The sequence below is a fragment of the Pedobacter sp. genome, from assembly GCF_041662865.1.
Lineage (GTDB): Bacteria > Bacteroidota > Bacteroidia > Sphingobacteriales > Sphingobacteriaceae > Pedobacter.
In genome coordinates this window covers 1-14,793 of the sequence record NZ_JBAZRL010000016.1, presented here as the reverse complement: position 1 = coordinate 14,793, position 14,793 = coordinate 1, and the positions used below count along the sequence as shown (strand labels likewise).

Here is a 14,793-nt window from a genome sequence, read left to right as displayed (position 1 = left end):
CTTATACTTTAACAGATAACAATGAGTTAAAAATGGATTACGAAGCAAGTACTGATAAAATAACGATTGTGAATTTAACAAATCATGCTTTTTTTAATTTAAATGGTGAAGGCAGTGGTACAATTTTAAATCATGACTTACAGATTTATGCCGATACCTATTTGCCGGTTGATTCTACCTTAATCCCAACAGGGAAAATAGAAAAAGTTAAAGGAACCCCATTGGATTTTACTAAACCAACAACGATTGGTGCTCGAATAAATGATAAAAATGAACAGTTAAATTATGGAAAAGGCTACGACCATAATTATATTTTAACTAAAACAAAAAGTTTAAATATGTTTCATGCAGCTACCGTAAAGGGAGATAAATCTGGAATTGTAATGGATATTTATACGCAAGAACCCGGCTTACAATTTTACAGTGGTAATTTTATGCAAAGTAAAAACGCCTTTAAAACTGGAGCTAAGGATAATTTTAGAACTGCATTTTGTTTAGAAACTCAGCACTTTCCAGATTCTCCTAATCAGTTATCTTTTCCAACAACAGTAGTAAAACCAGGTGAGCTCTATAGAACGAGTTCTATCTATAAATTCTCTAATTAAGAGTAACAAACTATATAATTCCAGATACATTGGCTTAGTATTTGATATTATTTTTTTTATTAACTAACTAAATTTTAATCAAATGAAAACGATATTTAACAAAAAATCGGCAGTTATACTCTCTATGATTTGTATGATAGCCATACTTATATCGTCATGTAAAAAAAATAATGACGATGTAATTGTAGAAGGGACAGCTAACTTAAGAGTTGTAAATTCTGTGCAAGGTTCTAGCGCTCAAGATTTTTATCAACGCGATAGCAAATTAACTACTTCTGCTGTTGCTTATGGAGAAAGTAGTAGTTATTTAACTGCGCAATCTGGGGCAAGTACAGTATCATTTAGAAATTCAGGTTCAACTTCTGCAAATGCAAGTGCTAATGTAGGTATTAAAGCAAACGCATCTTATACTGTATTTTATTATACAAATGCTACTGGAGCGGCTCAACTTAATGGATATGAAGATGATAACACTGCACCAGCTTCAGGGAAATCAAAAGTTAGATTTGTCAATGTAGGATCGGCATTAGCTAATTCAATTAGCGTAGTAGCTACAGGTGGAGCTTCTTTAACTACGGGTTTAACCTTTGGTTATTCATCTTCTTACAGTACAATTGATGCTAATACAGCATTAAGCGCTAGTGTTTTAGGTTCAGTTAGTACCACGGTAATTCCAGGTACTACTTTCCAATCTGGAAAAATTTATACCATTTGGTTTGATGCTGCAAATACTACAACTGCAAACTATCATGTTATAGTACAGAATTAACAACAGCTAGAAATTTTAAAAGCATTGCAAATAGCAATGCTTTTTTTGTGCCCTAACAAATGGTAAATTTTTCTATTTTTGATAAATAAGATCACTTAATGACCCCAACTAATAATTCATCTTTACAACTTAGAACAGTAAATGTTACAAGGTATGTTACGCCTTTGCGTGAAGGTGGTTCTATGCCTGCAATTGCAGAGGCAGACGATGGGTTTTTATATGTATTAAAGTTTCGGGGAGCTGGGCAAGGTCATAAAGCATTAATAGCCGAAATTATTGGAGGAGAGATTGCTCGGTCATTAGGATTGAAAGTTCCAGAACTAGTGTTTGCTAAATTAGATGAGGCTTTTGGCAGAACTGAACCTGATGAAGAAATACAAGATTTACTTAAAGCTAGTGTAGGTTTAAATTTAGCTTTACATTATCTATCGGGCGCCATAACCTATGATCCAACAGTAACTAAAATTGACTCCTTACTTGCATCACAAATAGTGTGGATAGATTGTTTGCTCACAAATATGGATCGTACTGCTCGTAATACAAATATGTTACTTTGGCATAGAGAATTATGGTTAATTGATCATGGTGCATCCTTATACTTTCATCATTCTTGGCAAAATTGGGAAGAACAAGCAAAAAAACCTTTCGTTTTAGTAAAAGATCATGTATTGTTGTCGCAAGCTAGCAAATTAGAAGAAGTTGACAATAGTTTTCGCTCTATTTTAACTCCAAAAATCATAACTAATATATTGAACTTGATACCAGATGAATGGTTAAATGAAGATATATTTCAGAGTAGTCAAGCTCAAAGAGATGCATATGCTCTATTTTTAAACACAAGAATCGCTCATTCGTATATTTTTGTAAAAGAAGCACAACATGCAAGAGAAATACTTATTTGAGTATGCAGTAATTCGTGTTGTACCAAAGGTAGAACGTGAAGAATTCCTCAATGTTGGAGTGATTTTGTATTGTGCTGGTCAGAGATTTTTAAAATGTATAGTTGAAGTAAATGAAACTCGTTTGTCAGCTTTTGCTTGTGAAGTTGAAACAACAATTATACAGTCAAACTTAAAAGCTATAGAAAAAATATGCATCGGTGGGGCAGAAGCTGGTCCAATAGGTCAATTAGATATTGCATCTCGTTTTCGTTGGCTTACAGCTACACGAAGTACTGTAGTTCAAGCATCTAAGGTGCACCCAGGGTTTTGTATTAATGCTGAAGAAACTTTACTCAAGCTATTTCAGCAATTGGTTTTATAATTCATAAGCATGTCTTCGAAGATTAAGAATTACAAACAAATAATCTTGTATGGTATCAGCTTTGCTGCACTATTAGCATTACTTAAATGGCTTGAAATACGGTTTGTGGTTTTTCAGAATTCTTTCGAAATTTATGCTGGAGCAATCGCATTCATCTTTACTATTTTAGGAATATGGTTGGCATTGAAATTAGCTAAACCTACAGTTCGCACAAAAATTATAGAAAAAGAAATTTTTATAAACAAAGTTGATGAATTTATATTTAATCGGGCAGCAGCAAATCGTTTAGGATTAAGTAGTAGAGAGTTAGAAGTACTACAACTTATGGCGAATGGGCTAAGTAATCAAGAAATTGCTGATCAATTATTCATCTCATTAAATACCGTAAAAACGCACATCAGCAGAATATTTGAAAAGATGGACGTAAAGCGAAGAACTAAAGCAATTGAGTCCGCTAAAAGCCTATCCATAATTTCTTGATTTCATACTTTAGTACTAAAAGAAGCATTTTTAAGAGAATCACCCAAAAGTATGAATGAAATTAAAATATCATAAACTTACTTTGTCTTCGTAAACTAAATTAATAAAGTATGAAAAAGAACATTTTAATTTTTGGACTTATATCCGGTCTTATAGTGAGCAGCTTAATAACAATAACTGCAATCTGTTATACAAAGAAAAATTTTGAGGGCAATATGGTACTTGGTTTTACCGTAATGATATTAGCTTTCATTTTTGTTTTTGTTGGGATAAAAAATTACAGAGATAAATTTAATAATGGTTATATCTCTTTCGTAAAAGCATTACAAATCGGATTATCAATCTCTTTTATAGCATCAACCATGTATGTTATTACATGGTTAATAGCTTACTATAACTTTATGCCCGATTTTATGGAGGTAATGACTGCGCAGGGGATTGAAAAAATAAGACTAAGTAAAGAGCTGACGAGCATAGAAATAAAAGACAAAATAGCCGGACTTAACAGTATGAAAGAGCTATATAAAAGCCCAATAATGGTAATTCTACTTACTTATATGGAAATTTTTCCTGTCGGAATAGTGGTTACGTTAATTAGTGCAGTTATTCTTAAAAGGAAACAAAATAAGGATTTGAATATTGCTTAAATGATGTAAATTGCGCTAAAATCTAAATAAATGAGCGAGATTAGAACTATCCCAGAATTTAAAGACTTTAAAACTTTCTATAAAAAAGGAGTTGAGCCATTAAAAAAAGCAAATATGGCGTATGTCAGACTTGATGGTAAATTGAAAGGTAATACAAGAAATGTTTTTGCTTATTTCTGGTACATGGATAAAAAGTGGAGAGTAAATGCTGATACATACATTGATCGCTTAAAAATTGCTTTTGATGAATTTGCAAAGTCTGATGAACCTTTTGTCATTAAACCAACTCGTGATTATAAAGGAGAAAGTTTGTCCATTAAAGGACAGCCCATTAGAAACAATAAATTTTATGTTTATTTAGTGGTTTAAAGGAATATTTCTTCTCCTTTTTCAGGAATTGTAACAACATAACCTTCTTCTGTTAATGCTGTTGCTAGTGCCGACATACTTTTAATTTCTCCATGTACCAAAACCACCTTTTTTAGATTTTGTTGATTCTGTTGTTTTACAGTTTCAACCAAATCTTTATGATCTCCGTGTCCACTTAATAGGTCAGTTTTCTTTATAGCAGCATAAACCATTAAGTCTCGATTTCGCAAACGGATAATCGGATCACCCCGTAATAATCGATCTCCTAAGGTTCCTTTTGCGCAATAACCTATAAATAAAATAGTGCAATAATAATTCTGAATATTATAATAAAGATGATCTTGTATTCGTCCCCCCTCTAACATTCCAGCTGAAGAAATAATGATACATGGTTCTAAATAGTTACTTACGGATAGACTTTCTTTACGATCCTGAACATAAATTAAGTTCTCAAATTCAAATTCGTCACCTTTGGTTTTATAAAAATCTTTAGCTTCTTCATTCACTAATTCATGGTGTTTTCTATAAACATCTGTTGCATAGTTAGCTAGCGGACTATCTACAAAAATCTGAACAGGAGGAAGTAGTCCTTTGCTAAAAATCTGATTTAAAGTAAACACCAAAGATTGTGTTCTTCCAATACTAAAAGCAGGGATAATTAATCTTCCTGGGCTTTTAATGCAAGTTTCGTTGATGGTTTCAATCAATTTTTGCTCTAAAGTTGTATCCGTGGTATGTAATCTCCCGCCATAAGTAGATTCACATACTAAATAATCTACTTGTGGTAAAGGTTGCGGATCTATTAAAACCGGGTAATTTTTCCTGCCTATATCGCCAGTAAAAGCAATTTTCTTTGTTAACCCATTTTCAGAAATGTTTAAAATAACAGCAGCAGCGCCTAATAAATGGCCTACAGGGATAAAAGTTAATTCAATATCGCCGTTAATTCTAAAAGGTTTGTTAAAGCTAATTGTAACAAACCGACTTACGGTTTCCATTACATGTTTTTGTAGATATAGTGGTTGCGGACCAGCAAATCCTCTTTTACTTCGTGATTTTCTGTTTTGTTTGCCAAGAAATATATTTACTGAATCTAATAAAAGTAATTCTGCTAAATCTGCCGTAGGCGAGGTACATAGAATTTGTCCTTCAAAACCCATGCGTAAAAGCGTAGGTAAATTACCAGAATGATCAATGTGAGCGTGAGTTAATATCACCAAATCAATCGTTGCTGGATCAAACGGAAAATATTGATTTTCTTCCTGATAAGTGCCTTTTTCGTAATCTAGTCCGCAATCTATAAGTATGGAGTAATTTTCAGTTTGCAATAAATGCATGCTGCCAGTTACCTGTTGTGCAGCTCCCCAAATGGTTAATTTCATGTAATCGTACTTTCCTTAGCTCGAAGGCAAGATATCATTTTTTAGCTCAAAGAATTAAATATTTTTCGAGAAAATTATTGAGAAACTCCCGCGTTTGGCGAGAGTTATGTGGATGTTTATTTCTTATCAGGAGGAGTAGAAACGATCTCTCCAAATTCATTTACATAAGCCATCATGCTATCTAAATCGCCACCAGTTGAGTTTTGTTGACGTTCTAGCTTACGCTCTAACTTATCTTCTTTTTTCTTTTGTCTATTTTTTTCTAATTGCTTTTTCATGAAAGTAGCTTGAGACTTTGCCATATAATATTGTATTAATTAAAAACCGACTGTTCTCTGAGTTTACCTTTTGTTGATCTTTTTAACGCGTTTTGTTAAAAAATGGATTAGATCGATACGTTATATTTTATCCTGCATGACAACGGTTAGCCTGCTAAAGATTGGAATGCTGAACAAATAATTGCTCAGTAGGTAATGTATAGAGAAAAGTATATTGATATTCCGTTGGTGCAAATATAAGGATTTTTCACGAAAAACTAAAACGTGATTAAGTTGTTGTTGTAATTATATGTGAATTGATTTTTAGAGTTATTTGCTAACAAATATAAATCTTGGCATCATTTTTACTCTATACGAAACATAATTAACACTAAATTAAATTCAACATGAAAAAGATATTCGCAATAGTTGCATTGGCTACAGTTTTAGCTTCATGTGGCAACAGTGCCAAAGAAGAGGCACTAGCAAAACAACAAGCAATTACAGCTGTGAAAGATAGTTTGAGATTAGATAGCTTTAAACGTGCTGAAGTTGTAAAACAACAACAATTAGTAGAAGAGAAACATCAAGCGGAATTAGCTGCCGCAAGACGTAGCGCTTCATCTAGTTATTCATCAAGTGGTTCGTCTACAACAACATCTGCAGGTACAACTACAGCTGCTAAGAAAAAAGGGTGGAGTGATGCTGCAAAAGGAACAGCAATTGGAGCGGGTGTAGGTGCTCTAGGTGGTATTTTAATCGATAAAAAAGATGGTAGAGGAGCAATTATAGGTGGTTTAGCTGGTGCAGGTGCTGGTTATGCAATTGGTAGAGCTCAAGATAGAAAAAGTGGTAGGGTACAACCTAAAAATTAATATATAAGTTACTTTTAAAAAAAGCCCAAGCAGTTATAAACTGTTTGGGCTTTTTTATTGCCTCAGTTTTTTATAAGCAATAACTTAATCGGGGTTAATGTCAGCTTACAATTTAAACAACTGAAGAACATTGGTATTGCTTTAAGGTTCACTTCGTATTAAGGCAATATTAAAGCCAGAATAAATCCACATCTAGTCCGCGTTTTCATAAGATAACGCGGACTTGATGCGGACTAGATGCGGACTTGCTATGAAGATGACCAAACTCAACTTAACGTTATTCATCTCGCTAAACAAGTTTAAAAGCATAGATGAAAGAAAAATGGAACAGGTAAAAACAAGTTGTAAATAGTAAAGTTTAAAAGTTTCTTGATGGCAATTAATTAAAATAGATGAGGACTTTAGACGAAAATAAATACCACACAATTTTTTTGCTTGATTTCTTAATTGTAGACCATTAAAATTGTACATATAATTGCATAATTAATTTATAGCAATTTAAAATGTACTTCATACTAGCCATTATATTCATTATTATTTTCTCAGTTTATATTTTAAACCTGCCAGTTTTTGGACGATTACCCAAAGGAGAAAGACAGAAAAGGATAATTAGTCTACCTAATTACAAAGATGGAGCGGTTGAAAATCAATCTCCAACACCTGCGCTTACAGAAGATGTATCCTATTGGATGGTTATAAAACAGATGATAAAGGGAAATGCAGCTAGCACACCAAAAAGCATAATTCCGCATGAAACACCAGATTTTAATGCTTCAGAAAAACTCAAAATTACATGGTTTGGGCATTCCTCTTATTTAATTCAGGTTGATGGAATAAATATCTTGGTAGATCCAGTTTTTAGTCAAAGAACTTCTCCTTTTCAATTTCTAGGAACAAAGAATTTTCCAGGTACAAATTTTCTCAAGATTGAAAATTTACCAGATTTAGATATCATCCTAATTACTCATGATCACTACGACCACTTAGATTACAACTCCATTTTAAAATTGAAAGATAAAACTTCAAAATTCGTTACATCTTTAGGAGCTGGGGAGCATTTAGAATATTGGGGCATTCCCTCAAATCAAATTACAGAATTGGCTTGGGGAGAAGAAATATCGCTATTGTCAAAAATCAGTTTTACTGCAGCACCTGCTAGACACTTTTCTGGAAGAAGATTTAAAAGAAATCAGACAGTATGGTCTTCATTTATCTTTAAAACAAAAAATAATAAAATTTATTTAGGTGGAGATTCCGGTTACGATGAACATTTTAAAGCCATTGGAGAAACCTATGGCCCATTTGATTTAGCGATTTTAGAATGTGGACAATACAATAAAATGTGGCCATTAATTCACATGTTTCCTGAAGAAGTAGTGCAGGCAAGTATTGATTTAAACGCTAAAACCCTATTACCTGTGCACTGGGGAAAATTTAAATTAGCCTTACACGATTGGGATGAACCTATAAACCGATTAACAAAAAGAGCAAAAGAGTTACATTTTCCCGTTATCACACCTAAAATAGGAGAAACATTTTCGTTAGAAGAAAATCTACCTTCATCCCAATGGTGGATAAATTTATAAATTGTTTAAATGAACAATTGCTATTAAATTAGTGTTGTTCTTAAAATAAGATAAAGCTAAAACCATGAAAACAGATTTTGTAGAAATTTTTCAAACTATTAGAGCATCGTTACAACCTTATGCTGTCAATGGATTTACAGCTCGCATAAATAGCGATACAGCTTATGAGCTTTGGAGTGAAAAAGATGTAGAAATAGAAGGAAAAAAAAGAGAAGAGGTTTATTTTGCAGGCGTGGAAATTCTTAAAGATTACGTAGCGTTTTATTTTATGCCAGAATATGCGGAGGAAGAGATGAAAGTTATTTCTCACTCTAATTTATTGGAATTATTAAAAGAAAAATCTTGTTTCCATATCAAAGAATTAGATGATATTTTGCTAGAACAAATAACCGATATCCTAGCTAAAGGATTTACAATTTATAAGCAAAAGGGGTGGGTTTAAATTCTTTTTGGCAAGAAGATTTTTTCTTAACTGTACAAAATTTCAACCATCAGATACGAACTGCTCAGGTAGAACCTTATTTTATTGTTGAGTGCAATAAAAATGTGCTAATTCATTTAGTTCCATTAGATAATAGTTTTAATCCTAAAGAGCTAATTATATTACAAGACAACTATCAAAAAGAAAATATACAATTAATTCACCTTTGGGAAGATGTTTGGTTATCCAAAAGAACTCAAGTGTTAAATCGGATCTATTCGTTTCTAGGTCTTAATAAAAGTTTTCATGGTCGTAAAGCGAAAATCGAGGAATTAACTCAGAAACAGACCATTAATTTTTTAACTGAAAATCATTTGCAGGGTTATGTAAAAGCGAAATATAGCTTTGGCTTAATAGCAAATAATGAAATAATTGGTTTAGCTAGTTTTAGTGAGGCAAGGCCGATGAGAAGCAAAGGCGAGAATTATCAATCTGCTGAATTAGTGCGTTTTGCATCAAAGGGAGGGTTAACAATTGTAGGTGGACTAAGCAAACTAATAAAGCATTTTACAAAACAAATTAAGCTAAACGATTTAATGACCTATGCTGATAGGGATTGGTCATTAGGCAAAGGTTACGATAAATTGGGATTTACATTAAGTGAAATCACAGAACCAGCTTTTTTATACGTAAATCGTGAAACATTGATTCGCTATTTCCCTCATCGTTTGCCAAAAACTATATTATTAGCTTTTGAAGCTCAAAATGATTTAAATTTGGACGATTTTTTAGCATTAAACGGCTTTGTCAAACTTTTCAATACAGGTAATTTAAAGTATCACTTACTATTCTAAAAATGTCTGAGAATTTGCTGATTATTTTAGGTCCAACTGCATCTGGCAAAACTAAATTAGCTGTGGCATTGGCCGATGAACTAAATGGAGAAATTATCAGCGCAGATAGTAGACAGGTATTTAAAGATATGGATATTGGTACTGGAAAGGACTTAAATGAGTATCAATTGGAGGGAAAAGTTATTCCATATCATTTAATAAACATTAAAAAAGCAGGAGAAAAATATCATGTAAATGCGTTTAAAGAAGATTTTTATACAGCGTTTAGCAATATATCAGGCAGAAACAAATTGCCAATTCTATGCGGGGGAACAGGAATGTATATTCATAGTATCCTGCAAAACCATGAATTAACATCTATTCCTGTAAATGATGTTTTAAGGAATGAAATTCAAAATTTTACAAAAGAACAGTTACAAGATAAATTAAAATCTTATCCAGAAAAACTAAGACAACATGCGGATTATTCATCTTCAAAGCGCTTAATTAGGGCAATAGAAATAGCCGTCTATTTAACACATAATGAATTGGTTGAAATTAGTAGGCCAGCAATTAATCCCATCATTATTGGTTTACAAAGTGAAGTTGAAACAAGGCGAGAAAGAATCATCATAAGGTTAAATGAAAGGCTAAAATCAGGACTAATAGAAGAGGTTGAAAGCTTGTTAGTCAAAGGAATTAGTAAAGAAATGCTAGTATTTTATGGTTTAGAATATAAATTCATTGCATCTTATTTAACCAATGAAATTGATTTTAGTACACTTAAAGAAAGATTAGGAATAGCAATTTGTCAATTTGCTAAGCGACAAATGACTTTTTTTAGAAAAATGGAAAAAGATGGTGTGAAAATTAAATGGTTAAACGCAGATAGAAATCCGACTCAGCTAAAAGAAATTGCAATTGATCACCTGCAATATAAATTTGATTTAAAATAATTGCATATTCGTCCATGAATATCAGAAGCTTTTACGAGCTCAAGAAATCACTAAAATATATAACTACGAATGGATAATAAGTTGCGGCCGATTATTAAGTGGACAGGGGGAAAGTATAGTGAGTTTGTCTTATTTGCCGATCATATTCCTGAGTTCGATAGATATATTGAACCATTTTTTGGTGGTGGTGGAGTTTTCTTCGCATTACAACCTAAAGTTCAATCCTTTATTAATGATAAAAGTACTGATCTGATTAACTTCTATAGGCAAATTGGTCATAAAGAATTTAAAGCAGAGCTTTTTAACTACGCAACTGCTTGGGATGAGTTAGGTAATCTGACTACTGAAATGTGGGAGAAATGCGGAACAAGTTTTATCAATTTTATACAAGAAAATTTAACAACTACAGAATTAAATGATGGCTTATTAAAACATTTAACAACTGTTTTGAAAGCAGATCTACTACTTAATAAACAAGATTTTATAGTTGATATTGCCTTATTTAAGAAAATGCTGTTGGCCAGCATGGCTGATAAAGCTAAACGTGTAAAAAGAATTTGTGAGAAAGAAGGACGTATTTTCAATAATGAGGAGCTTAAGTCGCATTTTGAAACTGGAATTAGAAGTGGAGCTTATCTTTTTTTTAGAACGTTACTCAATAAACAATACACTAAAAATTTAGAGTTGAAACCAGCAAAAGCAGCTGCAAACTGGTATTTTGTAAGAGAGTTTTGCTATGGTTCTATGTTTAGATTTAATGCCAAAGGCGAATTCAATATTCCTTATGGAGGTATTGCATATAACAGGAAAAATTTTCGACAAAAAGCTGAGAATATCTTCGATTCAAAAATTACAGAATTATTTAAACACACATCAATTTTTAACTTAGATTTTGAAGCATTTTTAAATCAGTTGGAATTAAGATCTACAGATTTTATATTTTTAGATCCGCCCTACGATAGCGAATTTTCAGAGTACGATCAAAGTGCTTTTACACAAAGTGATCAGCAACGATTAGCAACATTTCTTATTAAAACCCCTGCAAAATGGATGGTTGTAATTAAAGAAACAGAATTTATCCGGAAAATCTATACCAACCCTAAAGTGAAAATACTAACTTTTAATAAAAGTTACACTTATAATGTTCGTGGTAGAAATAATAGAGACGCCACCCATTTAATCATAACCAATTACTAAATAAATGGATGCATATTTGCAATTAAGACAGAATGTATTTAGCTGCAAAGTTTGTCCAACACCATGTGATGGTATTAGTAAAATGAACTATGATTTTGAAAAAAGTGTAAATTTTTCAGAATATTTCGAACAAAAATTAATTCACCATATTAATTCGTCAACAGATTTTAAAGCCGACAAGACAACAGAAAAAGGTTATCCCGATCTTAAAGTTGAAACAAAAACTGGTGCCATATTTTATATAGAAGTAAAAGTTCAGCAACGTACTTTTATGAGTGTAGAAAAAATTATCCCACAAAGTGGATTAAAACCCTCAGAAACTGTTGCATTAAACTTGAGTGATCTACTACGCTATTTTGAACTCGAGGAATCTGATAAACTGCAAATTTTTATTTTTTGGGTGGTATTAAATAGACCATGTATTATTCCAGTTGATGAAGAGCGCTATTATTATCGTTTGGTTTCAGAACTAAAACCAATTTGGCAACAGGAAAAAGATAATAGACGTTTCAGACGTAAAAGTGGAGCAGGTGATGTAGTAGATGGTGAACACAAAGGTGTAACGGTTAATTATCATTTTAGTTTAAATGAACTTAAAATTTGGCAAAATAAACTCAAGAAATTTTAGCTAACTACATGATTTTGATTGGTTTTATTGTTTAAAAATGTTAATATGTTATTAAATAGTGGTTTTTTCCTTTTGGTACATGGCATGCAATTTGTTTAAATTAGATTAGGCAATAAAGCCTTATTACAATTTAACTTAACAAAAGTATTTTAAAAATGAAAAACTCTACAAAACTCTTAGCTTCTGCAGTAGCTGCATTAGCTTTATTCTTCTCAGTTGATGCCAATGCACAATCAGCACCTAAATTCGGTATTGGTTTAAATGTAGGCGTACCAACAACAACGGGTTATAGCTTAGCAATTGGAGGAGATTTACGTTATCAATTTGATATCGATAAACAATTATCTGTTCCAATTACTGCTGGTTACACTAATTTTTCAGTAAAAGACACTTATGGTGGTGGTAGTTTTGGAGTGATTCCTGTAAAAGCTGGCCTTAAATATTTCTTTAATGATACAGGTGCTGGAGCCTATGGTTTAGCTGAAGCTGGAGCAGGTTTTAGTACTGAATCTGGGGGCTCAACAACCTTTGTTTATTCTCCTGCAATCGGTTACGCTTGGAGCAATGGTTTAGATTTAGCAGCTAAATATGAAGGATATTCAAATAACGGTAGCATAGGTTATGCTGGTATCCGTTTAGCTTACGGTTTTAAATTATAATTATAAACCTGAATAAAAAAAAGCCCTTGACAAATTTGTCAAGGGCTTTTTTTTATGATATGAACTTTAAAATTTTGAATTAAATGAGGTTTTAAAAAAACCAAGTTAATAGTTGCTTCGTAAATAGAGATAAATAAAACTCAAATATTTAACTCAAGATTCCGAACTATGAAAACAACTACAAAAATTTTTACGGTAACAGCAATTGCATTTGCAACATTCCTAAACGTTAATGCAAAGGCACAAACAATGAATATGTCAAATGGTATGGCATTTAAGATTGGTGTAGGGGTAAGTGGAGGTGTTACAACAGAAAAGTCTCCGTTTAGTTACGCTTTAGGGGCAGATGTTCGTTTACAATACGATTTATCAAAAAGTGTAGCACTAACAGCATCAGGAGGGTATACTCGTTTATTCCCAAAAGATAATTTTCCAGCTCTTGCAGATTATGATTTTATTCCTGCAAAAGGAGGTGTAAAGGTATTTCCAATAGAAAGAATGTATCTAATGGCCGAGGTTGGAGCAGGTTTTGCTATACAAGACGGTTCTAAAACATCGTTTATTTTTGGAGGGGGTACTGGTTATGAGTGGAATAACGGTTTTGAATTAGGAATAAGGTATGAAGGTTATCAACAAGACGGTACTTCTACAACTTACCAACCTGTAAATGGTCAATTTGCTTTACGTTTAGGATATAATTTTTAATTATAATTAAAATCTAATTTTATTTAAAAGCCTTCGAATTTTCGGGGGCTTTTTTGTTATTTTAAAATTATAAATGCTATTTTGAGCAAAAAACAAAATCTATGAAATTATCTGGTTAATTATAAAGGATTAGCTGATAAAGAACTGAACGCAAATGAAAACAAAACAATATTTTGGAGTTATGGCATTATCTATATTGATGGCCTGTAATACTTCTTCTAATAAATCTACCGAATCTAAAGATAGTACTGCTCATAAAACAGAAGTAGCTACTACAACACGTATTAGCTTTAAGGATGCAAAACTGCAAAGCATCTATAATAGTTATATTACATTGAAGGATGCTTTAGTTGCTTCAAAGCTTACTGATGCACAAAATGCTTCAAAAGCTTTAGCTGCAAAACTTGTGACTTATAGTGGTTGCGAAAATACAGCTGTTACAGCGCATAAAATCGAAAATGCTAAAGATATTGTAACGCAGCGTAAAGAATTTACAGCATTAAGCTCTGATGTGATTGCATTATTTAAACATGCAGAACTGAGTTCAGGGACGATTTTTATTCAGCATTGCCCAATGGCTAATAAAGGTGATGGTGGCGATTGGTTAGCTTCAGAGAAAAAGATTCAAAATCCATATTATGGAAGTGAGATGATGGAATGTGGCTCTGTTGTTGAGGAAATTAAAACCAAATAATTTTCCCTGACAAAATTGATGCGTTTTGCTAAAAATTAACATCAATTTAACAGCATTGTTAGGTTAAAAAGTCAAATTTTAAAAACAGATTAACTATTTTTGTTATTATATAAACTATAAAATATATGTCAGATATTGCAGAAATTAAGGTTGGCGGTAAAACGTATGAGTTTCCAGTTATTACTGGAACAGAAGGTGAAAAAGCCATCGATATTTCAAAATTAAGAGATCTTACAGGCCATATTACACTAGATTTAGGCTATAAAAACACAGGTTCTACCAAAAGTGCGATTACTTTTTTAGACGGTGAATTAGGCGTTTTAAAGTATCGCGGTTATCCAATTGAACAATTAGCAGAGAAATCTACTTTTTTAGAAGTAGCTTATTTATTGATATACGGCGCATTACCAAAAAAAGAAGAGCTAGTTGGGTTCCAAAATGAGATTAGCAGACATACGTTAATTCAT

General features: G+C 32.3%; 20 protein-coding genes. 18 read left to right on the top strand and 2 right to left on the bottom strand.

The genetic code is table 11. The features are described 5' to 3' along the window. From WC622_RS07525 to WC622_RS07495, 7 genes are all read left to right on the top strand, one after another. On the top strand, positions 1-605 hold a 605-nt coding region (locus tag WC622_RS07525; protein ID WP_372818790.1), incomplete at its 5' end, for an aldose epimerase family protein. An 82-nt stretch (positions 606-687) separates the two neighbouring features. Continuing rightward, positions 688-1,374, top strand: a complete 687-nt coding sequence (locus WC622_RS07520) for a DUF4397 domain-containing protein (protein ID WP_372818788.1) — start codon at positions 688-690, stop codon at positions 1,372-1,374. A gap of 98 nt (positions 1,375-1,472) precedes the next feature. Further along, entirely contained in the window at positions 1,473-2,276 is an 804-nt protein-coding gene (locus WC622_RS07515; protein ID WP_372818786.1) for a HipA family kinase, read from the top strand. After that, complete coding sequence (locus WC622_RS07510) at positions 2,254-2,637, top strand: DUF3037 domain-containing protein (RefSeq protein WP_372818784.1); 384 nt, start codon at positions 2,254-2,256, stop codon at positions 2,635-2,637. Before WC622_RS07515 ends, WC622_RS07510 begins: the two co-directional genes overlap by 23 nt. Positions 2,638-2,646: 9 nt before the next feature. Further along, on the top strand, positions 2,647-3,117 hold the full coding sequence (locus WC622_RS07505; protein ID WP_372818782.1) for a response regulator transcription factor: 471 nt from the start codon (positions 2,647-2,649) through the stop codon (positions 3,115-3,117). 110 nt (positions 3,118-3,227) lie between these two features. Continuing rightward, entirely contained in the window at positions 3,228-3,764 is a 537-nt protein-coding gene (locus tag WC622_RS07500; RefSeq protein ID WP_372818780.1) for a DUF4199 domain-containing protein, read from the top strand. Between the two features lie 30 nt (positions 3,765-3,794). Then, complete coding sequence (locus WC622_RS07495) at positions 3,795-4,133, top strand: hypothetical protein (RefSeq protein ID WP_372818778.1); 339 nt, start codon at positions 3,795-3,797, stop codon at positions 4,131-4,133. Here the strand turns inward: WC622_RS07495 and WC622_RS07490 are convergent. Both WC622_RS07490 and WC622_RS07485 read right to left on the bottom strand, forming a co-directional pair. After that, positions 4,130-5,515, bottom strand: a complete 1,386-nt coding sequence (locus tag WC622_RS07490) for an MBL fold metallo-hydrolase (RefSeq protein WP_372818776.1) — start codon at positions 5,513-5,515, stop codon at positions 4,130-4,132. The genes WC622_RS07495 and WC622_RS07490 overlap by 4 nt on opposite strands. 116 nt (positions 5,516-5,631) lie before the next feature. Further along, positions 5,632-5,817 (bottom strand): hypothetical protein, encoded by a 186-nt coding sequence (locus WC622_RS07485; RefSeq protein WP_182921646.1) that lies wholly within the window; start codon positions 5,815-5,817, stop codon positions 5,632-5,634. Positions 5,818-6,179: 362 nt separating this feature from the next. On the opposite strand from WC622_RS07485, the gene WC622_RS07480 reads away from it, so the two are divergent. From WC622_RS07480 to WC622_RS07430, 11 genes are all read left to right on the top strand, one after another. After that, complete coding sequence (locus tag WC622_RS07480; RefSeq protein ID WP_372818774.1) at positions 6,180-6,647, top strand: YMGG-like glycine zipper-containing protein; 468 nt, start codon at positions 6,180-6,182, stop codon at positions 6,645-6,647. A 503-nt stretch (positions 6,648-7,150) separates the two neighbouring features. After that, positions 7,151-8,233, top strand: coding sequence for an MBL fold metallo-hydrolase (locus WC622_RS07475; protein WP_372818772.1), 1,083 nt, complete (start codon positions 7,151-7,153; stop codon positions 8,231-8,233). Between the two features lie 64 nt (positions 8,234-8,297). Beyond that, positions 8,298-8,675 carry a hypothetical protein gene (locus WC622_RS07470; protein WP_372818770.1) on the top strand — a complete coding sequence of 126 codons (378 nt, stop codon included), beginning with the start codon at positions 8,298-8,300 and terminating at the stop codon, positions 8,673-8,675. Beyond that, positions 8,666-9,508 carry a hypothetical protein gene (locus WC622_RS07465; RefSeq protein ID WP_372818768.1) on the top strand — a complete coding sequence of 281 codons (843 nt, stop codon included), beginning with the start codon at positions 8,666-8,668 and terminating at the stop codon, positions 9,506-9,508. Before WC622_RS07470 ends, WC622_RS07465 begins: the two co-directional genes overlap by 10 nt. Positions 9,509-9,510: 2 nt before the next feature. Next, on the top strand, positions 9,511-10,443 hold the full coding sequence (gene miaA / locus WC622_RS07460; RefSeq protein ID WP_372818766.1) for a tRNA (adenosine(37)-N6)-dimethylallyltransferase MiaA: 933 nt from the start codon (positions 9,511-9,513) through the stop codon (positions 10,441-10,443). A gap of 69 nt (positions 10,444-10,512) precedes the next feature. After that, positions 10,513-11,640: a DNA adenine methylase gene (locus WC622_RS07455; protein WP_372818764.1), complete on the top strand. Its 1,128-nt coding sequence runs from the start codon at positions 10,513-10,515 to the stop codon at positions 11,638-11,640. Between the two features lie 4 nt (positions 11,641-11,644). Next, positions 11,645-12,268 carry a hypothetical protein gene (locus WC622_RS07450; protein ID WP_372818762.1) on the top strand — a complete coding sequence of 208 codons (624 nt, stop codon included), beginning with the start codon at positions 11,645-11,647 and terminating at the stop codon, positions 12,266-12,268. 155 nt (positions 12,269-12,423) lie between these two features. Further along, entirely contained in the window at positions 12,424-12,927 is a 504-nt protein-coding gene (locus WC622_RS07445) for an outer membrane beta-barrel protein (RefSeq protein WP_372818761.1), read from the top strand. Between the two features lie 168 nt (positions 12,928-13,095). After that, positions 13,096-13,632: a hypothetical protein gene (locus WC622_RS07440; RefSeq protein ID WP_372818759.1), complete on the top strand. Its 537-nt coding sequence runs from the start codon at positions 13,096-13,098 to the stop codon at positions 13,630-13,632. Positions 13,633-13,786: 154 nt separating this feature from the next. Beyond that, a complete protein-coding gene (locus WC622_RS07435) occupies positions 13,787-14,326 on the top strand; it encodes a DUF3347 domain-containing protein (RefSeq protein ID WP_372818757.1) in 540 nt (179 codons plus the stop codon). A gap of 125 nt (positions 14,327-14,451) precedes the next feature. After that, on the top strand, positions 14,452-14,793 hold a 342-nt coding region (locus WC622_RS07430; RefSeq protein ID WP_372818755.1), incomplete at its 3' end, for a citrate/2-methylcitrate synthase.